The sequence below is a fragment of the Streptomyces syringium genome (assembly GCF_017876625.1).
Taxonomy (GTDB): domain Bacteria; phylum Actinomycetota; class Actinomycetes; order Streptomycetales; family Streptomycetaceae; genus Streptomyces; species Streptomyces syringius.
Genome location: NZ_JAGIOH010000001.1, coordinates 1,762,548 through 1,786,850 on the forward strand (window position 1 = coordinate 1,762,548; position 24,303 = coordinate 1,786,850).

Sequence of the window (24,303 nt, forward strand, 5' to 3'; positions counted from 1 at the left end):
GTACGCGATCGCCCTCTGGGCGCGCCGCGGCCCGGTCAGCCCTTCCAGCAGCGTCGTACGGTGTCGTCCGCGACCTCGAAGTTGAGCCGGCCCACCTGGTACTCCATGGTGATGATCGCGCCGGGCGGCAGCGCCCGGACCGTCGCCCAGCCGCGGGCCCGCGCCCGGTCGGCGGCCGCCCCGGCATCGAGTCCCACATAGGCCTCGGGGGCGTCGTCGGGGTCCGTCGGAAAGTTCGGTAGAGGTGCCATGCCCGCCACCGTAGGCGGCCCGGCGGGGGCGGTGGAAGGCGGGTCGTGCCATGACCTCATCCGCCCCACGTCCGCCACTGGTCACACTTGTGTTACAGAAGACTTGCGCCGGTTTGCCGTAACGCGGGTCACTCGTACGGGCCTTCTCATCTCCCGCATCAAGCCTTCCGATGACTCCCGGTCCGAATTCACCAGGCCTTTTCCGAACACCTCCGAAAACTCCTCCGGAAGTGGTGGAACTTTCACCGGAAAGGCATGCGGGCGTCATTACCCCGGGGTAATTCCCGGCCTTCGGAAGTGCGGGTCCACGATTACGGAAGGAACAATTCCGCCTGTCGGGCGCACGAGTCCCGGGCAGGTGTTTGACGGCCCGGCCGGGCGCGCGGCCCACGACCGGCGACCACAGCCGAACGGTGGCCGACCGACACGCCGGACGCGTGAGGCACCCTCGCGCCCCGCCCCCGCGACGAGCATCATGACGGGTGCCCGAAAGCCCGTGTGAGCTGAAGCGAAGGGGTACGCGGATGGGGACCGACACCGCACAGGCGTCCGCCGGGCAGATCCGGGAGCGACGCCGCGGGCGGATCGTGGTCGACTGGCTGACGACCACGGACCACAAGAAGATCGGGTCCCTCTATCTGATCACCTCGTTCGCCTTCTTCATCGTGGGCGGGCTGCTCGCCATGCTGATGCGCGCCGAACTGGCCCGCCCCGGCATGCAGCTGATCAACAACGAGCAGTTCAACGAGGCGTTCACGGCGCACGGCACGATCATGCTGCTGCTGTTCGCCACTCCGGCCTTCGCCGGCTTCGCCAACGCGATCATGCCGCTGCAGATCGGCTCCCCGGACGTGGCGTTCCCGCGGCTCAATATGTTCGCGTACTGGCTGTATCTCTTCGGCGGGCTGATCGTGGTGGCCGCCCTGGTGATGCCGCAGGGCGGCGCGACCTTCGGCTGGACCGCCTACGCGCCGCTGAACAGCATGGTCCGCTCGCCGGGCATCGGCACGGACATGTGGATCATGGGGCTGGCGCTCTCCGGCTTCGGCACGATCCTCGGCGCGGTGAACTTCATCACCACCATCATCGGGATGCGCGCCCCGGGGATGACGATGTTCCGGATGCCGGTCTTCACCTGGAACGTGCTGTTCACCTCGATCCTCATCATCATGGCCTTCCCGGTGCTCGCCGCGGCACTGCTCTGCCTGGAGGCGGACCGGCGGTTCGGGTCCATGATCTTCGACGCGGAGAACGGCGGATCGCTGCTGTGGCAGCACCTCTTCTGGTTCTTCGGCCACCCGGAGGTCTACATCATCGCGCTGCCGTTCTTCGGCATCATCACGGAGATCATCCCGGTCTTCTCCCGCAAGCCGATCTTCGGCTACGTGATGCTGATCGGCGCGACCATGGCGATCACCGCCCTGTCGATGGTGGTCTGGGCCCACCACATGTTCGCGACGGGCGCGGTGCTGCTGCCCTTCTTCTCCTTCATGTCCTTCCTCATCGCCGTGCCCACCGGGGTGAAGTTCTTCAACTGGATCGGCACGATGTGGCAGGGATCGCTGTCCTTCGAGGCGCCGATGCTGTGGGCGACCGGCTTCCTGGTGAGCTTCCTCTTCGGCGGTCTCACCGGGGTGATCCTGGCCTCGCCACCGCTGGACTTCCACGTCACCGACTCGTACTTCGTGGTCGCCCACTTCCACTACGTGGTGTTCGGGACGGTCGTCTTCGCGATGTTCGCGGGCTTCTACTTCTGGTGGCCCAAGTTCACGGGGAAGATGCTGGAGGAGCGGCTGGCGAAGATCCACTTCTGGACCCTGTTCGTCGGCTTCCACCTCACGTTCCTGGTCCAGCACTGGCTGGGCGCCGAGGGCATGCCCCGGCGGTACGCCGACTATCTCGCGGCCGACGGCTTCACCGCGCTCAACACGGTCTCCTCGATCGGCGCGTTCCTGCTGGGGCTGTCGACGCTGCCGTTCTTCTACAACATCTGGAAAACGGCCAAGTACGCCCCGCAGGTCGAGGTCGAGGACCCCTGGGGCTTCGGGCGTTCGCTGGAGTGGGCGACGTCCTGCCCGCCGCCCCGGCACAACTTCCTCACGCTGCCCCGGATCCGCTCCGAGTCGCCGGCCTTCGATCTGCACCATCCGGAGGTGGCTCAGCTCGAGGAGCCCTCACCTCCGGTAGAGCCCGACCGAGCCGGTCCCTGACCTCCCGTATCCGGTCGTTGAGCGCCGCCGGTTCGCGCACCTCGAAGTCGAACCCCATGAGCACGATGTGAATGACCATCACATCGAGGGTGTGCGCCCCCGTGCGCAGCAGACAGCTGTGCTCGTCGACCGCCTCCAGCACCCCGGCCACGGGCGAGACGCGCTGCGCCGCCTCCTCCAGGGGCACCCGCAGCAGCACGGTGGCCTGCTCGGCGTAGACATCGGTGGAGACGCCCCGGGAGACGTACGCGGCCAGGTCCTCGGCGGGCGGCTGCCGGGGAGCACAGCGCGGTCCGTGCGGCGGGGTAGGGGTGATGCGGTCGGCGCGGAAGGTCCGCCAGTCCGCGCGGCCGGTGTCCCACGCGACGAGGTACCAGCGGCGCTGGGCCCACACCAGCCGGTGCGGCTCCACGGTCCGCCGGGTGGCGCCGCCCTCGTGGTCGCGGTAGTCGAAGCGCAGCCGGCGGCTGTCCCGGCAGGCGTGGGCGAGTTCGGTGAGGACCTCGGCGTCGACGGTGGGCCGGCCGGGGGCGGCGGTCATCGGCACGGTGAAGGCGTTCAGGGCGCTCACCCGGCGCCGCAGCCGCTCGGGGAGGACCTGCTCCAGCTTGGCGAGCGCCCGTACGGACGTCTCCTCGATGCCCTGGACGCCACCGCTCGCCGCCGTCCGCAGCCCGACCGCGACGGCCACGGCCTCCTCGTCGTCCAGCAGCAGCGGCGGCAGCTGGGCGCCGGGGCCCAGCTGGTAGCCGCCGGCCGTGCCGGGCGCGGAGTACACCGGGTAGCCCAGCCCGCGCAGCCGGTCGACGTCCCGCCGCACCGTGCGGGGCGTCACCCCGAGCCGCTCGGCGAGGTCCGGGCCGGACCATTCGCGGTGAGCCTGCAAGAGGGACAGCAGGCGCAGCAGTCGTGCCGAGGTCTCCAACATGCGACCGAGTCTGCCAGCCGTCGAGGACAACCACTGTCCTCGACGGCTGACCGCACGGCCGAAGACCGCGGGGTCTTCCGGGTGGTCTGCCCGCACGGCTACCGGGCGGCCGGGGGCCTCTCGTCGATCCGGACCGAAAGGTCGTTGTCGGCGGTGTAATACGGGCCGGCCTGGGCAGCCGCGTAGGGGGTGTCGATCGCACGCGGCGGATAAGCGAAAATCTGCTGCTTGTCGACGACATCGTCCAGGATGCGGGCGATCCGGACCGGGTCCTTGTCGTCCGCGGCCTCCGGGCGTCGCAGCGTCAGATCCCAGACGTCCAGGCCGCCCCGCCACTCGTCGGACAGCTCCGCGTAGGGCAGGGTGAAGGTGAAGTCCGCGCCGTCGGCGGTGAGCGGGACGGTGGCCACCAGGTCGGCGTCGCGGCGGCAGCGTGCCTCCACGACCGCGTCGGCGAGCCATGCCTCGGGGTCCTCGACCCGGTAGAGGACCCCGTGGACGGTCAGGGCGTCGTCGTCGAGGAGGAGGTCCCCGGCCTCGGCGTGGGGGCCGCGCAGCCAGCTGCGCAGCGAGAGGTTGCCGTGCTTCGTCGCGTACGGGATGCGGACGGCGAGCGGCGAGGTGCTGGGACCGGGTCTGCGGTCGACCAGCGAACGCAGATCGAGCAGACCGGGCACGAGCCGCACCGGCTCCTCGTCGCCCTGGGCGACGTGGACGTCCCAGCGGCCCTCGGGCAGCGCGACGGTGCTGGGCAGCACCGCGCGCAGCCGGCCGTCGCCGTTGGGCGTCAGCGGCAGGCGGATCTCTTCGGCCTCTTCGCCCTCGTCGGCCGCGCCGGCCCGGCGGCGCAGGACGAGCGCGGCGGACCAGTGGTCCGCGGTGCCGGAGTGCTCGGGGGCGTCGAGGTCGAAGGTCAGTCCGCCCGCGGAGTCCGCGATGCAGTCGGCGGTGGGGTTGCCCATGCCGAAGGCCAGGGGAGGGGCAGACACGGTGGTGGGCTCCTCGGGAGTGTCGGTCGGGTGGGGCTGCCCGGAACGGGCCGCGTCGGACGAGTCGGCGGGCCGGTCGGAAGGCATCATCAGGCACGCACCTTTCGCAGGGCGGACCTACTGGCGTCCTTGGCCTGGAACGCGCTGCTGAGCAGGGCGCCCCGGGTGCGGTGCAGCGAGCCGCGCAGGCCGCCGCGCCCGGCCAGGTCGGAGAAGAGCTCTTCGTAGCGCCCGGCGACATGGGCCGGGTCGAAGCGGGCCGAGCTCGAGAGCGCCTCTCGGCCCATCCGCTGCCGCAGCTCGTCGTCGTTGATCAGCTTCAGCAGCCCGGCGGCGATCTTGTCGACCTTGCCCGTGGGCACCAGCAGACCGTCCACCCCGTCATTGATGATCTCGCCGGGCCCGTGCGGGCAGTCGGTGGAGACGACGGGCAGACCGCAGCGCATCGCCTCGACGATGGTCATGCCGAACGATTCGAGGCTGGAGGTCACCGCGCCGATGGAGCCCTTGACCCACTCGGGGTCCAGGGGGTTGGCGGGGCCCATGAGGAAGACGTGGTTGTACAGGCCGCGCTTGTCGATCTGCGCGCGCAGCTTCGCGCGCTCCGCTCCGGCGCCGTAGATCCGCAGCCGCCAGTCGGGACGCTCGGCGACGACCTTCTCGAAGGCGCGGATCAGCACGTCGTAGCGCTTGGCGGGGGCGAGCCGGCCCGCGGCGACCACCCACTTGGCGCTGCCGTCCGCGGGGGCGAGGGCCGGGGCGGGGATGCTGTTGGGCACCGCCTCGACGCGCACACCGGGCAGCCGCATCAGCTTGCGGTAGGTCGCGGCGTCGGCCTCGGTGACGGTGGTGACCGCGTCGAGCCTCGGGTAGTGCGTGCGCAGGGTCAGCTTGAGCTGGGGGGTGTGGGTGCTCAGCGTCAGGTGCTCCTGGCCGACGCGGACCGGACCGCGCCGCGCCTGCTGCGCGATGTGCACGTTGAGCCCGGGGCGGGTGCCCACTATGACGTCGCAGTCCAGGCTCCCCAGGTGCTCCGCGATCCGCCGGTCGGTGAGCGCGCTGTACTGCTTGTAGCGGCCCTCGGTGGCGGGGAAGACGGAAGCGGGGCGCTCCTGCTCGGGGTCGTCGCCCTCGTAGCCCGGACTGCCCTTGCGCAGATCCACCAGGTGGCGCAGCCGCACCTTCGCGCCGGGGGCGAAGACGGGCTCCTCGCGATGGCGGAAGACGGAGACGATCTCCACGTCGTGCTGCTCGGCGAGCGTGCTCGCGAGGTTGTACGTGGTGCGGATCGTGCCACCGATTCCGTACGCGTTGTGAATCAGGAATGAGATGTGCATTCGTCCCCGTATGCAGCCGTTTGCCGCGGACGTTACCAAGCAGCCCGCCTACTGAGAGGTTAGACCGTGGTGAGGGCTTCACGGTTGGCCCTGATCACCAACTCGTTCTCGAACCGATGAGGAATCGGTAGCGGAACCGGGGAACTTTTGGTGATCTTCCCCGAAAGCCGTCACGGGGCCCGGCCCGGGCGTGACCCCCGCCCGGCATCGCCCGTTGTCTCGTTACGAGCCGGGAACCGCCCGGCGCGTGACGACCCACAGTTCGAGGAGCCCCCCGTGCCGCGCATGCTCGACGTCAGCGACGACGTACGTGCCGAGATCGGTGACGAAGAAGCCGCCCGACTGCTCGGCGGTGACAGTGCCCCGGGCAGCTACGACTGCACGTCCTGCCGCACCCCCGGCCACACCGAGCGGGAGCGCACCAGCACCGTGCTCTTCGTCGGCGAGGAGACGGCCGTGCTGGCCTTCGCCCACGCCGCCTGCATCCCCTCGCAGGTCGTTCCCGTCTCCGAGGAGCAGCTCCAGGGAGCGGTGCGGTCCATCACGGCCGCGAGCGAGCAGAGTGCCCCGGCCCCGATCGCCCCCGACAGCCCCCTCCAGGCCGAGCTGGGGGTGACCAGCGGACTGCTCCTGATCGGCGGCGAGCTGCAGCCGGCGCTCGTCGTCGAGCCGCTCGGCCCCATCGCCCGCCCCGGCACCGACGGACCGGTCGACGTCTTCCTGCCGCTGCTCATCGAGCAGGGCTTCGCACCGGTCGCCGCCGTCGACCAGGTCCCGGCGCCCACCCCGGGCTGGTCGGTGCTGCTGGCCATGGGCCAGCTGCACGCGATCCTCCAGCCGGGCACCGGCGGCGGCACCCCCACCGCCTGGTGGCAGGCGCACCAGGCGATGCAGGTCGCCGCCGAGTGGCGGTCCGCCGTGAACAAGACGCAGCGGGTGCTGGTCTTCGCGGCCCCGGTCGGGACGATCGGCCAGCAGCCGCGCGAGGACCTGCTGCGCGAGGCGCTCGACCGGGCCGCGGCGCGCGGTCAGCTGGTCGCGGCCGCGATGCCCCTCGCGGGCACATGATCAGCGGAATGCACCCCGCCCGCCATGTACCGGCGGGCCATTCGCAGTCAGGCCCGCATCCGACGGGCCACGGGGTCGTTGGCACTGATGTGTACACATACGATCCCGCATCCAGGACCTCGTACAACCACATCCCCGGTATGCGGCCACCCCGCGACGCCACCCCCGACGCCCTCGCCGTCTCGGTCACGCCGATCTACGACGCGCTCTACTCCGAGTACCGCAGGTCGTTCCGGGCCCTCCCGGGCGACCGCTCGGGCGAGGAGGACCTGGGGTTCAAGGGCTTCGGCGCCCAGCACCGGGCGTACGGCGGGCAGAACTCCCCGGGCCAGTCCGGGCAGTCGTCGTACTCGGGGCAGTCCGGCTACCCCGGCTCCTGGGACTCGTACTACGGGCGGCAGCGCGGCGGGCCGGTGCCCGCCGCGCTGCCGCCCGCTCCACGTGACAACCGGATGCGCGGCTTCTAGCCGAAGCCGCGCGTCCCGGTCGCTTCGCACGGCCGCTCGCCCGCCCGTCCGGAACCGCTTCACCGTCGGTCCCGGCCGGGTCCGACCGGCCGTGTTACTTGTTACGACCGCGCTTCTCCCGCACCCGCACCGAGATGTGGATCGGGGTGCCCTCGAAGCCGAACTCCTCGCGCAGACGGCGCTCGATGAAGCGGCGGTAGCCGGCCTCCAGGAAGCCGGAGGCGAAGAGCACGAACCGCGGCGGGCGGGTGCCCGCCTGGGTGCCGAACAGGATGCGGGGCTGCTTGCCGCCACGGATCGGGTGCGGGTGCGAGGCGACGATCTCACCGAGGAAGGCGTTGAGCCGCCCGGTCGGGATGCGCGTCTCCCACCCGGCCAGGGCGGTCTCGATCGCCGGGACGAGCTTCTCCATGTGGCGGCCGGTCATCGCCGAGACATTGACCCGCGGGGCCCACTGGATCTGAGCGAGCTCGGTCTCGATCTCGCGCTCGAGGTAGTAGCGGCGCTCCTCGTCCAGCGTGTCCCACTTGTTGAACGCCACGACCATCGCCCGGCCGGCGTCGACGGCCATCGTGATGATCCGCTGGTCCTGGACGCTGATGGACTCGCTCGCGTCGATCAGGATGACCGCGACCTCGGCCTTCTCCACGGCGGCCGCGGTACGCAGCGAGGCGTAGTAGTCCGCGCCCTCCTGGAGGTGGACGCGGCGGCGGATGCCGGCGGTGTCCACGAACTTCCAGGTCACGCCGCCCAGCTCGATCAGCTCGTCGACCGGGTCGCGGGTGGTGCCGGCCAGCTCGTTGACGACGACGCGCTCCTCGCCCGCCACCTTGTTCAGCAGCGAGGACTTGCCGACGTTCGGGCGGCCGATCAGGGCGATCCGGCGCGGGCCGCCGACCGTGGCACCGAAGGTCTGGGCCGGGGCCTCGGGCAGCGCCTCGAGGACGGCGTCCAGCATGTCACCGGTACCGCGGCCGTGCAGGGCGGAGACCGGGTGCGGCTCGCCGAGGCCCAGCGACCACAGCATCGCGGCGTCGGCCTCGGCGGACGGGCCGTCGACCTTGTTGGCGCAGAGCACGACGGGCTTGCCGGCCCGGCGCAGCAGCTTCACGACGGCCTCGTCGGTGTCGGTCGCGCCGACCGTGGCGTCCACCACGAAGACGACCGCGTCGGCGGCCTCGATGGCGAACTCGGCCTGGGCGGCGACGGAGGCGTCGAGGCCCAGCACGTCCTGCTCCCAGCCGCCGGTGTCGACGACCTTGAAGCGGCGGCCGGCCCACTCGGCCTCGTACGTCACCCGGTCACGGGTGACACCGGGCTTGTCCTGGACGACGGCCTCGCGGCGGCCGATGATGCGGTTCACCAGCGTCGACTTGCCGACGTTGGGGCGGCCGACCACGGCGAGCCGGGGCAGCGGCCCGTGCCCGGCGGCGGCGAGCTCGCCCTCGATGTCCTCCGGGTCGAAGCCTTCCTGCGCCGCGAGCTCCATGAACTCCGCGTACTCGGCGTCGCCAAGCTCACCGTGCTCGTCGCCGGAGTGGATCTGGTCGTTCATGAAGTCCGTTCCTCGTTCTTCGTCATCGGCAGTACCGTGTGCGGTCCCGCTACTCAAGTCTCGTCGTTGCTGCGGCCGGTCAGCCGCTTGGCGTCCGCCAGGTGTGCGGCGAGCCGCCCCTGGATGCGGACCGTCGCCGCGTCCAGCGCCGCCCGGGTGCGCCTGCCGCTGCCGTCGCCCGCCTCGAAGGGGTCACCGAAGACCACGTCGACGCGGCTGCGCAGCGGCGGCAGCCCCGGTATCGCCCGGCCGCGCCGCTCGGCGCTGCCCAGCACCGCGACCGGCACGATCGGTGCGCCGGAGCGCACCGCGAAATAGGCGAGCCCGGCGCGCAGCGACGCGAAGTCGCCCTCGCCCCGGGTGCCCTCGGGGAAGATCCCCAGCACACCGCCGCGCTCCAGCACGCCCAGCGCGTCGATGACGGCGGCCCGGTCGGCCGTCGTCCGGTCGACCTTCAGCTGGCCGATCCCCCGCAGGAACGGGTCCAGCGGGCCGACGAACGCCTCCCGCTTGATCAGGAAGTGCACCGGCCGGGGCGCGGTGCCCATCACCATCGGGCCGTCGATGTTGTGGGAGTGGTTGACGGCCAGCACGACGGGCCCCGCGGCGGGCACCCGCCAGGCACCCAGCACACGCGGCTTCCACAGCCCGTACATGAGCCCGATACCGATCCGCCGGCCGACGGCGGCACCGGGCTCGGAGCCCGTCACCGAACCTGTCACGCGACCGCCCGCTTCTCCTCGACAAGCGTGACGACGCACTCGATGACCTGGTCGAGCGTCAGCTCGGTGGTGTCCACCTCGACGGCGTCGGCCGCCTTCGCCAGCGGCGAGGTCTTGCGACCCGAGTCGGCGGCGTCCCGCTTGATCAGGGCGGCCTGGGTGGCGGCCAGGTCGGTGGCCTCCTTGCCCTTCAGCTCGCCGCTGCGACGGGCGGCACGGGCCTCGGCGGAGGCGGTGAGGAAGATCTTGAGGTCGGCGTCCGGCAGGACGGTCGTGCCGACGTCACGGCCCTCGACCACGATGCCGTGCGGCGCCTCGGCGGCGATCGCGCGCTGCAGCTCGGTCAGCCGGGTCCGCACCTCGGGCACCGCGCTGACGGCGCTGACCGCGGCGGTGACCGCCTGGGTGCGGATGGGCGCGGCCGCGTCGGCCCCGTCGACCGTGATGGTCGGCGCCGAGGGGTCGGTGCCCGAGACGATCTCGGGCTTGCCGGCGGCGTCCGCGACGGCCTCGGCGTCGTTCACGTCGATGCCGTTGTTCAGCATCCACCAGGTGATCGCCCGGTACTGGGCGCCGGTGTCCAGGTAGCGCAGCCCGAGCTTGGCGGCCACGGCCTTGGAGGTGCTGGACTTGCCCGTGCCGGAGGGGCCGTCGATGCCGACAATCACTGCTGCCGGTGCGGTCCGGGCGGCGGTTTCCACGGTGTCAGACACCTTCCTCAAGCACAGGGCGGGAAAATTTTTGCGGTACGGGCCCGAGAGAGCCTCCGCTCAAGGTTACTGGCTCCCCGGACCGCCCGGCGCAGCCGATGGTCCCCGGCCCGCGACAGGGGCCCCCGCCGACGTCCTGCCGACAGGGGACTGCCCGCCCTACTGCCGGATCGACCAGCCCCGCTCGCGCAGCGCCGCCGTGAGGCCCGGAGCCATGCTCGGCTCGACCATCAGCTGGATCAGACCCGCCTGCTGGCCGGTGGCGTGCTCGATCCGGACGTCCTCGATGTTGACGCCCTCCCGGCCCGCGTCCGCGAAGATCCGGGCCAGCTCGCCGGGCTGGTCGCCGATGAGCACCGTCACCGTCTCGTACGCGGCCGGGGCCGCGCCGTGCTTGCCGGGGACCCGGGAGCGGCCGGCGTTGCCGCGCCGCAGGACGTCCTCGATGCCGGCAGCGCCCTCGTCGCGCTTGTCCTCCTCGGCGGACTGCAGGGCGCGCAGGGCCCGCACCGTCTCGTCGAGGTCACCGGCGACGGCCGCGAGGACGTCCGCGACCGGGCCGGGGTTGGCGGAGAGGATGTCGATCCACATCCGGGGGTCGGAGGCCGCGATCCGGGTCACATCGCGGATGCCCTGCCCGCACAGCCGCACGGCCGTCTCGTCCGCGTCCCGAAGCCGGGCCGCGACCATGCTGGAGAGCAGCTGCGGGGTGTGCGAGACGAGCGCGACGGCCCGGTCGTGGGCGTCGGCGTCCATGACGACGGGGACCGCGCGGCACAGCGCGACGAGTTCGAGGGCCAGGTTGAGGACCTCGGTGTCGGTGTCCCGGGTGGGGGTGAGCACCCAGGGGCGGCCCTCGAAGAGATCGGCGGTGGCCGCCAGCGGGCCGGAGCGCTCCCGGCCGGCCATCGGGTGCGTGCCGAGGTAGCCGGTGAGGTCGCAGCCGAGCGCCTCGAGCTCGCGGCGCGGGCCGCCCTTGACGCTGGCGACGTCGAGGTAGCCGCGGGCGAGGCCGCCCCGGATCGCCTCGGCGAGGGTGTTCGCGACGTACGCGGGCGGTACGGCCACGATGACGAGGTCGACGGCCCCCTCGGGCGCCTCGTCCGTGCCGGCGCCGAGGGCGGCGGCCGTCCGGGCCTGGGCGGGGTCGTGGTCCATGAGGTGCACCTGGACCCCGCGGCCCGCGAGAGCGAGCGCTGCGGAGGTGCCGATCAGTCCGGTGCCGATGACGAGGGCGGTTCTCACTGGGCGATGTCCTTGCGGAGGGCGGCCGCGGTGGTGTGCGTTCGCGTGGGTCGTACGTGGATCATGCGTGTCCGTCCACCCTAGCCAGCCGTACGGCGGCCCGTTCCCGGCGACCGCCCTCCGGGACGGCCGCGCCCGCGTCGGGTAGAACGTGTCCATGATCTTCCACTTGGTGCCCCTGGACGACTGGCTGGCCGTGCCCGACCGTCCGTACTCCCCCGCGTCACTGGCGACCGACGGTTTCGTGCACTGTTCCCCGGACGAGGAGACCACGCTCGCCGTGGCGTCCGCCTTCTACCGCGAGACCACCGGCCCGCTGATGGTGCTGCTGATCGACGAGCACAAGCTGGACGTCATGGTCCGCTGGGAGGCGGCGGACCCGGCGCCGCCGCCCGGCGTGCCGGCGCAGACGCTCTTCCCGCATGTCTACGGCCGGATCAGCCGCGACGCGGTCGAGGGGATGATGGAGGTCCGGCGCGACGAGGAGGGCACGGCGCTGGGCCTGGAGGTGTGGTCGTAGTCCGTGGGGTGTGGTCGTGGACCGGCGGCCTCGCGGTGCCGAAATCGCGGTGACACGTCGGGCGGGGCCGGGGAACAATCGCGGCCATGCGCCACTCCCCCGAAGCCACGGCCACCGTCGACCCCTCCGTCTCCGAAGGGCACGGGCTCGTCGCCCGGCACACGATCTACGCCTGTGTGATGGGTTCGCGCGCCTTCGGGCTGGCGACGGCGGCCAGTGACACCGACCGGCGGGGGGTGTACGCCGCGCCGGCGCCGCTCTTCTGGCGCTTCGACAAGCCGCCGACGCACGTCGACGGCCCGGCCGAGGAGCAGTTCTCCTGGGAGCTGGAGCGGTTCTGCGAGCTGGCGCTGCGCGCCAACCCCAACGTTCTGGAGTGCCTGCACTCGCCGCTCGTCGAGCACATCGACGACACCGGCCGCGAGCTGCTGTCGCTGCGGGAGGCGTTCCTCTCCCGCCGGGCCCACCAGTCCTTCACCGGCTACGCCACCGCCCAGCGCCGCAAGCTCGAAGCCGATCTGCGCACCCATGGCACACCCCGCTGGAAGCACGCCATGCATCTGCTCAGGCTGTTGACGAGCGGGCGCGATGTGCTGCGTACGGGCGTGCTGACCCTCGATGTGGGCGAGGATCGCGAGCGGCTGCTGGCCGTCAAACGGGGGGAGGTGGGGTGGCCGGAGGTCGCGGCGTGGATGGACCGGCTGCGCGCCGAGACCGACGCGGCGGCGGAGCGGACCCCGCTGCCGCCCGAGCCGGACCGCGCCCGCGTCGAGGACTTCCTCTTTCGCGTGCGCCGTGCCTCGGCCGGGGCCTGTGGTCCGGCCGACTGATCCTGCTGGCGGCTGACCCGCCGTTTCGTCCTCAATCGCCGGACGGGCTGCATGTGCAGCCCGTCCGGCGATTGAGGACACCGCACAGGGCCCGACCTAGAGGTCGACCTCGCGCATGAGCATGCCGACCTCGGTGTTGGTCAGCCGGCGCAGCCAGCCCGACTTCTGGTCGCCGAGCGGGATCGGGCCGAAGCTGGTGCGGACCAGCTTCTCGACCGGGAAGCCCGCCTCGGCGAGCATGCGGCGCACGATGTGCTTGCGGCCCTCGTGGAGGGTGACCTCGACCAGGTAGTTCTTGCCGGTCTGCTGGATCACCCGGAAGTTGTCGGCGCGGGCCCAGCCGTCCTCCAGCTGGATGCCGCTCTTGAGCTGCTTGCCGATGTCACGCGGCAGCGGGCCGGTGATGGCGGCGAGGTAGGTCTTCTGGACGCCGTACTTCGGGTGGGTGAGGCGGTGGGCCAGCTCACCGTGGTTGGTGAGCAGGATGATGCCCTCGGTCTCCGTGTCGAGACGGCCGACGTGGAAGAGCCGGGTCTCGCGGTTGGTGACGTAGTCGCCGAGGCACTGGCGGCCGTCGGGGTCCTCCATGGTGGAGACGACACCGGCCGGCTTGTTGAGCGCGAAGAAGAGGTAGGACTGGGTGGCGACCGTCAGGCCGTCGACCTTGATCTCGTCCTTCTCCGGGTCCACGCGCAGGCCCTGCTCGATCACGATCTCGCCGTTGACCTCGACGCGGGACTGCTCGATGAGCTCCTCGCAGGCGCGCCGCGAGCCCATGCCGGCACGGGCGAGCACCTTCTGCAGACGCTCACCCTCCTGCTCGGCACCGGGGAACGTCTTGGGGGTCTTGACCTGCGGCTTGTTGTGCCGCTCCCGGTTGCGCTCCTCGATCTTGGCGTCGAGCTCGCGCGGGCGGGCCGGGACGGAGTGACCGCGGGCGGGCCCGCTGGTCCGGCCGCCGGCACCGGCGGTGGAGCTCCGGCGGGGGCCGCCCTTGGCGCCGCCGCGGGCCGCCGCGCCCCGGCCGCTGCTGGTGGGACCGCTGGTGCGGCCGCTGGTGGCGCCGCCGCGGGTGCGCTCGGCGTCGGGGCCCACGTCGTAGCGGCGCTCCTCCGGGCGGGGACGGCGCGGACGCTCCTGCGGCCTGTCGTCCCGCTGGCCCCCGGAGCGGCCGCCGTCGAAACGCCCGCCCTCGGAACGCCCGCCGTCGGGGCGACCGCCGCCGTAGCCGCCGCCCGAGCGGCCACCCTCGGGGCGACCGCCGCCGGAACGACCGCCACCGCCGTAGCCGCCGCCGGAGCGACCACCCTCGGGGCGACCGCCGCCGGAGCGACCGCCCTCGGGACGCCCGCCACCGGAGCGTCCGCCCCCGGACGCCGGCCGGGGGGACCCGCCTCGTGCGCCCCGGTCGTCCCGGTTGCCGCTTCCGCTGTTCCTGCCGCTGCTTCGCATCAAAGTTCCGTCTTGTCGTCTGCGTCGGTGTCCGGTGCGTCCGGATCGAACGACGGCACACCTTCCTGAGTGTCGCCCTCGATCGCTTCCGCCTCGGGGAGGAAGGGCGCTAGCTCCGGGAGCTCGTCCAGGCCACGCAGGCCCATTCGCTCCAGAAAGTAATTCGTCGTCCTGTACAGGATCGCACCTGTTTCGGGTTCCGTCCCCGTCTCCTCCACCAGACCCCGCTGGAGGAGGGTGCGCATCACGCCGTCGCAGTTCACTCCACGAACGGCGGAGACCCTCGATCGGCTGACCGGTTGACGGTACGCGACCACGGCCAGGGTCTCCAGCGCGGCCTGCGTCAGCCGGGCCTGCTGGCCGTCGAGGACGAAGCACTCGACGGCGTCGGCGTACGCGGGACGGGTGAAGAAGCGCCAGCCTCCGGCCACCATCCGCAGATCGAAGCCGCGTCCCTGCGCGGTGTACTCCTCGGACAGCTCCCGCAGCGCCTGCGCGACCTCGCGGCGGGGCCGCTCCAGGATCCTGGCGAGGTGCTCCTCGGTGGCCGGCTCGTCGACGACCATGAGGACCGCCTCCAGGGCGGGGCCCAGGGGCAGGTCCGCGACCGTCCGCAGTCCCGCGGGCGGGTTCTCGTGTCCGTGTGCCTCGTCGCTCATGCCGTCTCCTCCTGCGGGCCGTGTCCGTGGTCCTCGCCCGGCTCGCGGTCGAACTCGTCCGTCACCACCGGCCGGGCGTCCGCCGCGCCCGTCCAGCGGACCGTCAGCGCGCCCAGCGCCTGTTCCTGGTCCAGGACGACCACCCGCTCGCGGTAGAGCTCCAGCAGCGCCAGGAAGCGCGCCACGACCGTCAGGGTGTCCGGGGCGTCCGCGGTGAGCTGTCCGAAGCTCGCCTCGCCCGCGTCCCGCAGCCGGGCCACGACGACCTCCGCCTGCTCGCGGACGCTGACCAGCGGCGCGTGGATGTGGTCGACGTACACCTCGGGCCGCGGTCTGGGCCGCATCGCGTTCGCGGCGAGCTCGGCGAGGCCGTGCGCGCCGATGCCGAGGACGACCTCGGGGAGCAGCTCGGCGTGGTGTTTCTCCAGGCCGACGGTGCGGGGGTGGCGGCGGGACTCCGCCGCCAGCCGGCCGCTGAAGATCTCCGCGATGCGCTTGTACGCCCGGTACTGCAGGAGCCGGGCGAACAGCAGGTCCCGGGCCTCCAGCAGCGCGAGGTCCGCCTCGTCCTCGACCTGGGCGACGGGCAGCAGCCGTGCGGCCTTGAGGTCCAGGAGCGTCGCCGCGACGACGAGGAACTCGGTGGTCTGGTCCAGGTCCCAGTCCGGGCCCATGGCCCGCAGGTGTGCCATGAACTCGTCGGTGACCTTCGACAGGGCGACCTCGGTGACGTCCAGCTTGTGTTTGGCGATCAGCTGGAGCAGCAGGTCGAACGGGCCCTCGAAGTTGTCGAGCCGGACGGTGAACCGGGCGTCGGCGGGGGCTGTGCCGTCCTCGCCCGCGGCGGCCGGTGGTGGCGCCTGGCCGGGTTCCTGCGGCGGCCGGGCCGCGCCGTGGCCGAGGGCTCGGCGGGCGGGCGGGTGTGTCGGCATCGATCGGGGTCCATGGTGCTGGGGAGGGCGGCCCTGACGGACCGGGTACGGGAGCCCGGCACGACGCGTGGGTACGGGAACCCCCGGAGCCGGTACGGGCCGTCCCGTGCGGGGCGGCAGGCCAGGCTATCGGGGCACGCCCGCTCAGCGCCCGCGCAGCCGCCGTACGAGAATGCTCGCGTCGCCGCGCGACTCCAGGTCGGCGAGGACGACGGCGACGGCCTCCCGCACGATCCGGCCGCGGTCGACGGCGAGTCCGTGCTCGCCGCGCAGCACCAGCCGGGCGTGTTCGAGGTCCATCAGCTCCTCGGCGGAGACATAGACCGTGATCTTCTCGTCGTGCCGCTCGCGGCCACTGGGCCGGCGGCCCGCTCCCCGGCCCCGGCGTCGGCCCTGGGCGGAGGCGGCGGGCTCGCTCTGTGCGGCCGCCGGCCGGGCGCCCGTGGGGCGGTCCCGGTCCGCGGCGGCGGAGCGCCGCCCGTCGGGCTGCTCCCGGTCGGTACCGGCTCCGCCGCGGCCGCCGCGCTCGTGTCCGTCCCCCTGGGCCTGGGCGCCCTGCTCGGGCGCGGCGTCGGATTCGGCGGCCTGGCCGGGGACCCGCGGGGGCGCCTCGCCGCTCTCCTTCCGACGGGGGGAGGAGGACTGGAGTCCCATCCCTCCGGTGGTGCGGAACAGTTCGTCGGCGCCGGGCAGACTCACTCGGCGTGACACCGGGCGAGCACCTCCCTGGCGAGCTGACGGTAGGCGGCGGCACCGACGGAGTTCGACGCGTACGTGGTGATGGGCTCGCCCGCGACCGTGGTCTCGGGGAAGCGCACCGTACGGCCGATGACGGTGTGGTAGACGTGATCGTCGAACGCCTCGACGACGCGCGCGAGGACCTCGCGGCTGTGCACGGTCCGCGAGTCGTACATCGTGGCGAGGATGCCGTCCAGCTCCAGCTCGGGGTTGAGCCGCTCCTGGACCTTCTCGATCGTCTCGGTGAGCAGTGCCACACCGCGCAGCGCGAAGAATTCGCACTCCAGGGGCACGATCACCTTGTGAGCGGCCGTCAGGGCGTTGACGGTCAGCAGGCCGAGCGAGGGCTGGCAGTCGATGACGATGTAGTCGTAGTCGGCCATCAGCGGCTTGAGCGCCCGCTGCAGGGTGGACTCGCGGGCCACCTCGCTGACGAGCTGGACCTCGGCCGCGGACAGGTCGATGTTGCTGGGCAGCAGGTCCATGTTGGGCACGGCCGTCTTCAGCAGCACCTCGTCGGCCTGCATGCCCCGCTCCATGAGCAGGTTGTAGACCGTCAGGTCCAGCTCCATCGGATTGACGCCGAGGCCGACGGAGAGGGCGCCCTGCGGGTCGAAGTCGACGAGCAGCACCCGGCGTCCGTACTCCGCGAGCGCGGCGCCCAGGTTGATGGTCGAGGTGGTCTTGCCGACCCCGCCCTTCTGGTTGCACATCGCGATGATCTTCGCGGGGCCGTGGTCGGTCAGCGGTCCCGGGATCGGGAAGTAGGGCAGCGGCCGTCCGGTGGGGCCGATCCGCTCGCGACGTTGACGGGCGGCGTCGGGCGCGAGCGTGGCCGCGTATTCGGGATCGGGCTCGTACTCCGCGTCGGGGTCGTAAAAGTGCCCCTCGGGCACGTCCTCGTAGTCGGCGAGAGGGGCGGAGTCTCTGCCGCCGCGGTCGCCGGCCATGGCGTTCACGTGATGGCCGTCCATGCTCTGGTGGGCTGTCGTCGTCGTGCTCTGGATGTGGTGGCGGGCTGCGAAGGTGTGGACAGCGACGGAGCCGACAGCTTCGAGCCCCACGGGACTCTGGCCCTGCGCAGACATTCCTGGGTGACCACCCCCGGGAGCAAATGTCGACTCATTCACAAGTCGTCCTACCTCCTTGGTGACCAGGAAACATCTAGATAGGTCAGCGTGGCACCATGCCGACGGTCTGCGACTCTATGGCGTGTCGGCGGTTCGCAGCAACACAATCCGCCGGAGACAGCGCGATGTGTCGGCAATCGAACAGCCTTCTGTCAAGGGTGTACGGCCCATAACCCGGAACTTTCACGGGCGGGCGCGCCGATGCGAAAACAGCCCGGCCGGGCCTTGCTCAGCAAGGCCCGGCCGGGTGTGCGCTCTTGGTGTGTCGCGTTGACGACGCACCGGGATTCAGCGGAGAAGTCAGCCGAGAAGCGCGCTCAGTTCGACCTGCGGCAGACCGTGCGCCTCGGCGACGGGGCCGTAAACGACCTGTCCCTCGTGGGTGTTGAGACCCTTGGCGAGAGCGGCGTCCCGGCGCAGCGCCTCCTGCCAGCCGCGGTTCGCCAGCTCCACGATGTAGGGCAGCGTGGCGTTGGTCAGCGCGTAGGTGGAGGTGTGCGGCACCGCGCCCGGCATGTTGGCGACGCAGTAGAAGACGGAGTTGTGGACCTCGAAGGTCGGCTCCGCGTGGGTGGTGGGACGGGAGTCCTCGAAGCAGCCGCCCTGGTCGATCGCAATGTCGACAAGGACACTTCCGGGCTTCATCTTGGCGACGAGCTCGTTGGTGACCAGCTTCGGGGCCTTGGCGCCCGGGATGAGGACGGCGCCGATGACGAGGTCGGCCTCGACGACGGCCTTCTCCAGCTCGAAGGCGTTGGAGACGATCGTCTGGATCTTCGTGCCGAAGATCTTGTCGGCCTCGCGGAGCTTGTTGATGTCACGGTCGAGCAGCGTGACGTGGAAGCCCATGCCGATGGCGATCTGAGCGGCGTTCCAGCCGGAGACGCCACCGCCGATGACGACGGCCTTGCCCGCCGAGGTGCCCGGGACGCCGCCCGGCAGCACGCCGCGGCCGCCGGCCGAGCGCATCAGGTGGTAGGCGCCGACCTGCGGGGCCAGCCGGCCCGCGACCTCGGACATGGGGGCGAGCAGCGGCAGCGCGCGGGTCGCGGTCTCCACGGTCTCGTACGCGATGGCGGTGGTGCCGGACTCCAGCAGCGCGTCCGTGCACTCGCGGGAGGCGGCGAGGTGCAGGTAGGTGAAGAGCGTCTGCTCCTTGCGGAGGCGGTGGTACTCCTCGGCGATGGGCTCCTTGACCTTCAGCAGCAGGTCGGCGGTCTCCCACACCTCGTCGGCCGTCTCCAGGATGTTCGCCCCGGCGGCGACGTACTCGGCGTCGGTGATGGAGGAGCCGACACCGGCGTTCTTCTCCACGTAGACCTGGTGGCCGTTACGCACCAGCTCATGCACGCCGGCGGGCGTGATGGCCACGCGGAACTCGTTGTTCTTGACCTCGCGGGGGATGCCGACCTTCACGTCGATCACGGTCCTTGAATCAGATAATGACAGGCTAATCCGGATATGCCGGGGCATACCAGAGCAGACCGCGTCGATCGCGGCCCGACCAGTCTAATGAAGGATCTCGCGCTGTCTAGCCTTGTAAAGGGTCAATCTTTTCGCGAACCACTACTGATTTCGTAGGCTGCCCTTCGGGGCCTGCTGGCCCTTGCCGTGCTGGGCCCGGTCCTGGCTCCGGTTCTGGGTCCGGTCCTGGCTCCGGTTCCGGGCCGCCTTCGAATCCGTGGTCCCGGCGAGGCCGGCGATCCCACCGCCCCCGGCTATCGGGGCCCCGGCCGCGCCGGGCGGCGGGTCACCGGCCGCTTCCGGCCCGGCGGCGCCGGAGCCGGCGGGAGCCGCCTCCAGCAGCCGCTCGGCCTCGGCACGGTGCAGATCGGCGGCCGGGCGGTCGCCCAGGCGCTCCAGGGTGTCCGCCAGGCGCAGCCGGACCGCCGCCTGCAGCCGTATGTCACCCGCCTGCCGCGCGCACTCCACCGCCTCCAGACAGGTGCGCAGCGCCTCCTGCGGCCGGCCCGCGTACTCCTGCACCCGGGCGGCCTCGCTCAGGGCCCGCGCGTGGCCGGGCAGGTCCCGCAGCCTGCGGCACGCCGCCGCCGCCGCGCGCCAGCTGCGCAGCGCGTCGCCCCACTCGCCCGCGTAGGTGTACACCGCGCCGAGCCGCCCGTAGAGCCGTGCCTCGTCGGCGAGTTCACCCCGCGTCAGCCGCAGCTCCAGTCCGCGCCGGTACCAGTCGGCGGCGCGCTGCCAGTCGCCGAGCTCCTGGTGCGCGGCGGCGATGGATTCCAGCGACCGGCTGGTGGCGTACGGGTCGCCCGACTCGCGCGCCGCCCGCAGCGCCTCCCGGTAGCGGTCCAGCGCCTCCGTCGTACGGCCGGCCCGGGCGTCGAGGTCACCGAGGTTCAGCAGCGCCGCGCCCTTCTCCAGGGGCATCTCGCAGCGCTGCGCGACGTCGAGGACCAGTTGGTGCAGTCCGTACAGCTCCGGCGCCGCCCGCTCGGCTCCCAGATGGGCCGTCAGCGCCCGGGTCAGCGCGGAGACCAGCCGCCGGGCGAGCGTGTCGAGCCGGCCGTCCTCGACCGCGAGCCGGGCCGCGGCCAGCAGCGCCGGCAGCCGCGCCAGCAGCCACTCCTCGGCGGCCTGCCGAGTGGGAAAGCGCAGCGGGCGCGGCAGTTCGGCGATCCTCTTCCGGGTGGCGAGGTCCCCCGTTTCGGTGATGGCCCGGCAGGAGTGCAGCTGGCGTACGGTCCGCTCCAGCATCCGCGCCCGCGCCAGCTCCACCTCGGCGGGGCGCTCCCGCTCGTACAGCGCGGCACGCAGCATCGGGGCGAGGCAGCCGGGCACCCGGTACTGCGGTGCCGGGGGCTCGCAGGACCGGGCGCCGGCCCCGGCCGGTGCCCCGGCGGAGCCGGCCGGTGCCTCGGCGGGTTCGGCGCGCAGGAAGCCCTGGGCGGTGAATTCCTCCAGCGCGGCCTGCGCGGCGGAGACCGAACAGCCCGCCAGTGCGGAGGTGGTGTGGGCGTCGACGAGCCCGGCGGGGGCCAGGGCGAGCAGCCGCAGGAGCCGGGCGGGGGTTTGCGGCAGCGATTCGTAGGCCAGCCGGAAGGCCCGCCCCAGGGGCCGGCCGCCGACCCCTTCGTGGCCCTCGGCGGGCGCCAGTTCCCGCAGCCGCTTGGCCACGTCGACGACCGACATCTTGGGCCGGGCCGCGAGCCAGCCGCCGACGAGGACCAGCGCCGCGGGCTGACCGCCGCACTCCTCCACGACACAGGCCGCGGCCACCGGGTCGCAGGTGATCCGGGTGGGGCCCGCGTACCCCTCCAGGAGATCGACGGCGGCGGCCACGTCGAGGCCGCCGAGGGTGCAGGGCCGCACATCGGGGACGCCCGTCAGCGGGCCCCGGGAGACAGCGACGACCAGGCACGCCGATTCGTCCGGCAGCAGCGGGTCCACCTGCTCGGCGCCCGCCGCGTCGTCGTAGAGCAGCACCACCCGGCGGCCGTCGAGCGCGCCGCGCAGCGCCTCGGTCAGCTCGTCCTCCCCGGCGCCGGCCGGTACGGGCGCGCCGAGCGCGGTGAGCAGGGCGCGGGCGGTCCGCTCGGTGGGGACGGGCTCGCCGTCGACCCCCGTGAGACGGGCGCGCACCACCCCGTCCGGGTACTCCCCGGCCAGCCGTCTCACCAGCTCCTCGGCCAGCGCCGTGCGTCCGGAGCCGGGCCGTCCGGCGATGAGCAGCACCCGGCTGCGCGGGGTCTTGCGGCCGGAGAGCGTGTCGAGCCCGGCACGGACGATGTCGGCGCGCAGCGCCTTGAGCTCACGGCCCCGGCCGACGAACCGGCCCGCCGTACCGCGGACCTGACGGTCTCTCACCCCGGTACCCATGGCGGACAGCCGCCGCTCGGGCGGAGCCGCCGCCAGTCCTCCGGTCTCCACCGCCTGCTCCGCCACGGGGCCCACTCCCGTCCACCTGCACGCACGAGCCCGTCGCGGCCGCGGCGGGAACGCGTCGAGCCTAGTTCACCGCCCAGCACACCTCGGGGGAAGCCCGATTCGCCTCACCGAAGATCACCTATTCGGTTGGCCTGATCGTCCGACCGAATCCTCTTCGAGTGGCGGGCGGGCGACCCCCGCGGTCGTCACACCTCGAACGGGCGGGCAGGCCACGGCGCCTGTGCCGGGCGGAGGTCGTCGAGGGCACCCGCGGCCCGCGCCGCGGCGAGCGAGAGGACGCCCACGACCAGGCAGTTGTTGTGCAGGTCACCCGCGAGGACGCCGCGCACCAGCTCGTCCAGCGGGACCCGGGCCAGCTCCATGTCGGCCTCCTCCTCGGAGACCTCGAACCGCTCGCCCTCCACGTCGGACAGATCGCGGGCCAGGAAGACCCGTACGGCCTCGTCGCAGCCGCCCGGCGTGGTGTAGACGTCGGTGAGGACCCGCCAGTCCTCGGCCTTGACGTGCGCCTCCTCGTACAGCTCGCGCTGGGCCGCGCGCAGCGGGTTCTCGCCGGGGATGTCGAGCAGTCCGGCCGGGATCTCCCACAGCCGCTGGCGCACCGGGTGGCGGTACTGCTTGAGGACCAGCACCCGGTCCTGCTCGTCGAGGGCGAGGACGGCGACCGATCCGGGGTGCACCTGGTAGTCGCGCGTGACGGTGGAGCCGTCCGGCATCACCACCGCGTCCGTGACCACGCTGGTCTTGTTGCCGACGAACGGCGTCTTCGTCTCGGTGACCCGCCACTCCTCGGCGTTGTCCTTGATGCCCATGTGCGTCCTTCCGAAAAACAGAAACCGGGGTGAGGGTCTCCTGGAAGATCCTCACCCCGGTAACCGTATAGGCCGACTGCCGGTCGGCCCGCGGTCAGCCCTGCTGGGCGGACTGCCGGCGGGCGACGGCCGCCTTGACCAGGCCCGCGAAGAGCGGGTGCGGGCGGGTCGGGCGGGAGCGCAGCTCCGGGTGCGCCTGGGTGGCGACCAGGTAGGGGTGCGTCTCACGCGGGTACTCGACGTACTCGACGAGCTTGTTGTCCGGGGAGGTGCCCGAGAAGACCAGACCGGCCTTCTTCTCCAGCTCGGCGCGGTAGGAGTTGTTCACCTCGTAGCGGTGACGGTGGCGCTCCTCGATGTACGGCTCGTTGTCGTAGACCTCACGGACGATGGAGCCCTCGGCGAGCTTCGCCGGGTACATGCCGAGTCGCATGGTGCCGCCCATGTCGCCCTCACCGGCGACGATGTCCATCTGCTCGGCCATGGTGGAGATGACCGGGTTGGCGGTGGCGGGGTCGAACTCGGTGGAGTTCGCGCCCTCGATGCCGGCGAGGTTGCGCGCGGCCTCGATGACGACGCACTGCAGACCCAGGCACAGGCCCAGCAGCGGGACCTTGTTCTCGCGGGCGTAGGTGATCGCGCCGACCTTGCCGTTCACACCGCGGTCGCCGAAGCCGCCCGGGATGCAGATCGCGTCGACGTCGGCGAGCTGCTTCTTGGCGCCCGCGGGCGTCTTGCAGTCGTCCGAGGCGACCCACTTGACCTTGACCTTGGCGCGGTTGGCGAAGCCGCCGGCGCGGATGGCCTCGGTGACCGAGAGGTAGGCGTCGGGCAGGTCGATGTACTTGCCGACGAGCGCGACGGTGACCTCGTGGTCGGGGTTGTGGACGCGGTCCAGCAGGTCCTCCCACTGGGTCCAGTTCACGTCGCGGAACGGCAGGTCGAGCTTGCGCACGACGTAGGCGTCCAGGCCCTCGGTGTGCAGCACCTTGGGGATGTCGTAGATCGACGGGGCGTCGATCGCGGCCACCACCGCGTCCTCGTCGACGTCGCACATCAGCGAGATCTTGCGCTTGATCGCGGTCGGCACCTCGCGGTCGGCGCGCAGCACGATCGCGTCGGGCTGGATGCCGATGTTGCGCAGGGCGGCGACCGAGTGCTGGGTCGGCTTGGTCTTGAGCTCGCCCGAGGGGCCGATGTAGGGCAGGAGCGAGATGTGCACGACGAAGACGTTGTCGCGGCCGACCTCGTGGCGGACCTGGCGGACCGTCTCCAGGAACGGCAGCGACTCGATGTCGCCGACGGTGCCGCCGACCTCGGTGATCACGACGTCGACGTCGTCGGTCGCCATGCGGCGGATGCGGTGCTTGATCTCGTTGGTGATGTGCGGGATGACCTGCACGGTGTCGCCCAGGTACTCGCCGCGCCGCTCCTTGGCGATCACGGTGGAGTAGACCTGGCCGGTGGTGACGTTGGCGGAGCCGTCGAGGTCGACGTCGAGGAAGCGCTCGTAGTGGCCGATGTCGAGGTCGGTCTCGGCGCCGTCGTTGGTGACGAACACCTCACCGTGCTGGAACGGGTTCATCGTGCCGGGGTCGACGTTCAGGTACGGGTCGAGCTTCTGCATCGTGACCCGCAGACCCCGCGCCTTGAGCAGCGCACCCAGGCTGGAGGCGGTCAGCCCCTTGCCGAGCGAGGAAGCGACACCCCCGGTGACGAAGAGGTGCTTGGTCGTCGTGGGCTTTGCGGCAATGGCCAAAGGGGGGCTCCCGTGGTCGCGAGGTGAGGTGCGTATCGGCGATCACCCGGATTTCTTCGGGGGTGCCGTCGCTGCGGTTGGGG

Annotated in this window: 22 protein-coding genes; 5 read left to right on the forward strand and 17 right to left on the reverse strand. The window is 72.0% G+C overall.

Annotated features, from left to right (window positions below):
* Positions 1-35: 35 nt before the first annotated feature.
* Complete coding sequence (locus tag JO379_RS07760) at positions 36-251, reverse strand: I78 family peptidase inhibitor (RefSeq protein WP_130877029.1); 216 nt, start codon at positions 249-251, stop codon at positions 36-38.
* Between the two features lie 524 nt (positions 252-775).
* On the opposite strand from JO379_RS07760, the gene ctaD reads away from it, so the two are divergent.
* Positions 776-2,461, forward strand: a complete 1,686-nt coding sequence (gene ctaD, locus JO379_RS07765) for an aa3-type cytochrome oxidase subunit I (RefSeq protein ID WP_130877030.1) — start codon at positions 776-778, stop codon at positions 2,459-2,461.
* On the opposite strand, the gene JO379_RS07770 is transcribed toward ctaD, so the two are convergent.
* From JO379_RS07770 to JO379_RS07780, 3 genes are all read right to left on the reverse strand, one after another.
* Positions 2,349-3,389: a helix-turn-helix transcriptional regulator gene (locus tag JO379_RS07770; protein ID WP_209514426.1), complete on the reverse strand. Its 1,041-nt coding sequence runs from the start codon at positions 3,387-3,389 to the stop codon at positions 2,349-2,351. The two genes, ctaD and JO379_RS07770, sit on opposite strands and share 113 nt — an antisense overlap.
* A gap of 98 nt (positions 3,390-3,487) precedes the next feature.
* Entirely contained in the window at positions 3,488-4,468 is a 981-nt protein-coding gene (locus JO379_RS07775; RefSeq protein ID WP_372449056.1) for a hypothetical protein, read from the reverse strand.
* On the reverse strand, positions 4,468-5,715 hold the full coding sequence (locus JO379_RS07780; protein WP_130877032.1) for a glycosyltransferase family 4 protein: 1,248 nt from the start codon (positions 5,713-5,715) through the stop codon (positions 4,468-4,470). The genes JO379_RS07775 and JO379_RS07780 overlap by 1 nt, the downstream gene beginning before the upstream one ends.
* 276 nt (positions 5,716-5,991) lie before the next feature.
* On the opposite strand from JO379_RS07780, the gene JO379_RS07785 reads away from it, so the two are divergent.
* A complete protein-coding gene (locus JO379_RS07785) occupies positions 5,992-6,783 on the forward strand; it encodes a DUF8842 C-terminal domain-containing protein (protein ID WP_130877033.1) in 792 nt (263 codons plus the stop codon).
* A 140-nt stretch (positions 6,784-6,923) separates the two neighbouring features.
* Positions 6,924-7,250 carry a hypothetical protein gene (locus JO379_RS07790; protein WP_130877034.1) on the forward strand — a complete coding sequence of 109 codons (327 nt, stop codon included), beginning with the start codon at positions 6,924-6,926 and terminating at the stop codon, positions 7,248-7,250.
* Positions 7,251-7,344: 94 nt separating this feature from the next.
* Here JO379_RS07790 and der read toward each other — a convergent pair whose 3' ends face one another.
* The 4 genes from der to JO379_RS07810 all read right to left on the reverse strand — a co-directional run bounded on the left by der (position 7,345) and on the right by JO379_RS07810 (position 11,482).
* Complete coding sequence (gene der / locus JO379_RS07795; RefSeq protein ID WP_130877035.1) at positions 7,345-8,805, reverse strand: ribosome biogenesis GTPase Der; 1,461 nt, start codon at positions 8,803-8,805, stop codon at positions 7,345-7,347.
* A gap of 53 nt (positions 8,806-8,858) precedes the next feature.
* On the reverse strand, positions 8,859-9,566 hold the full coding sequence (locus tag JO379_RS07800; RefSeq protein ID WP_242625963.1) for a lysophospholipid acyltransferase family protein: 708 nt from the start codon (positions 9,564-9,566) through the stop codon (positions 8,859-8,861).
* The gene (gene cmk, locus JO379_RS07805) at positions 9,524-10,228 is read right to left on the reverse strand and encodes a (d)CMP kinase (RefSeq protein WP_130877036.1); all 705 of its coding nucleotides are present in this window, start codon (positions 10,226-10,228) and stop codon (positions 9,524-9,526) included. The genes JO379_RS07800 and cmk overlap by 43 nt, the downstream gene beginning before the upstream one ends.
* Positions 10,229-10,396: 168 nt before the next feature.
* Entirely contained in the window at positions 10,397-11,482 is a 1,086-nt protein-coding gene (locus JO379_RS07810; protein WP_130877037.1) for a prephenate dehydrogenase, read from the reverse strand.
* A gap of 157 nt (positions 11,483-11,639) precedes the next feature.
* On the opposite strand from JO379_RS07810, the gene JO379_RS07815 reads away from it, so the two are divergent.
* Both JO379_RS07815 and JO379_RS07820 read left to right on the forward strand, forming a co-directional pair.
* Positions 11,640-12,002 carry a DUF952 domain-containing protein gene (locus JO379_RS07815; protein ID WP_130877038.1) on the forward strand — a complete coding sequence of 121 codons (363 nt, stop codon included), beginning with the start codon at positions 11,640-11,642 and terminating at the stop codon, positions 12,000-12,002.
* Between the two features lie 86 nt (positions 12,003-12,088).
* Positions 12,089-12,832: a nucleotidyltransferase domain-containing protein gene (locus JO379_RS07820; RefSeq protein WP_130877039.1), complete on the forward strand. Its 744-nt coding sequence runs from the start codon at positions 12,089-12,091 to the stop codon at positions 12,830-12,832.
* 96 nt (positions 12,833-12,928) lie between these two features.
* Here the strand turns inward: JO379_RS07820 and JO379_RS07825 are convergent, their stop codons facing one another.
* From JO379_RS07825 to pyrG, 9 genes are all read right to left on the reverse strand, one after another.
* The gene (locus JO379_RS07825; RefSeq protein WP_130877040.1) at positions 12,929-14,284 is read right to left on the reverse strand and encodes a pseudouridine synthase; all 1,356 of its coding nucleotides are present in this window, start codon (positions 14,282-14,284) and stop codon (positions 12,929-12,931) included.
* Positions 14,284-14,943 carry an SMC-Scp complex subunit ScpB gene (scpB, locus tag JO379_RS07830; protein ID WP_130877041.1) on the reverse strand — a complete coding sequence of 220 codons (660 nt, stop codon included), beginning with the start codon at positions 14,941-14,943 and terminating at the stop codon, positions 14,284-14,286. Before scpB ends, JO379_RS07825 begins: the two co-directional genes overlap by 1 nt.
* Complete coding sequence (locus tag JO379_RS07835; RefSeq protein ID WP_209514427.1) at positions 14,940-15,875, reverse strand: segregation and condensation protein A; 936 nt, start codon at positions 15,873-15,875, stop codon at positions 14,940-14,942. Before JO379_RS07835 ends, scpB begins: the two co-directional genes overlap by 4 nt.
* 144 nt (positions 15,876-16,019) lie before the next feature.
* On the reverse strand, positions 16,020-16,586 hold the full coding sequence (locus JO379_RS07840) for a hypothetical protein (RefSeq protein WP_207303858.1): 567 nt from the start codon (positions 16,584-16,586) through the stop codon (positions 16,020-16,022).
* A complete protein-coding gene (locus JO379_RS07845; protein WP_130877043.1) occupies positions 16,571-17,701 on the reverse strand; it encodes a ParA family protein in 1,131 nt (376 codons plus the stop codon). Before JO379_RS07845 ends, JO379_RS07840 begins: the two co-directional genes overlap by 16 nt.
* A gap of 342 nt (positions 17,702-18,043) precedes the next feature.
* A complete protein-coding gene (ald, locus tag JO379_RS07850; protein WP_130877097.1) occupies positions 18,044-19,159 on the reverse strand; it encodes an alanine dehydrogenase in 1,116 nt (371 codons plus the stop codon).
* Positions 19,160-19,309: 150 nt separating this feature from the next.
* Positions 19,310-21,646 carry a tetratricopeptide repeat protein gene (locus JO379_RS07855; RefSeq protein ID WP_372449057.1) on the reverse strand — a complete coding sequence of 779 codons (2,337 nt, stop codon included), beginning with the start codon at positions 21,644-21,646 and terminating at the stop codon, positions 19,310-19,312.
* Positions 21,647-21,834: 188 nt separating this feature from the next.
* Positions 21,835-22,461, reverse strand: coding sequence for an NUDIX domain-containing protein (locus JO379_RS07860; protein WP_130877044.1), 627 nt, complete (start codon positions 22,459-22,461; stop codon positions 21,835-21,837).
* Between the two features lie 94 nt (positions 22,462-22,555).
* Positions 22,556-24,220, reverse strand: coding sequence for a CTP synthase (gene pyrG / locus JO379_RS07865; protein WP_245381410.1), 1,665 nt, complete (start codon positions 24,218-24,220; stop codon positions 22,556-22,558).
* Positions 24,221-24,303 lie beyond the last annotated feature (83 nt).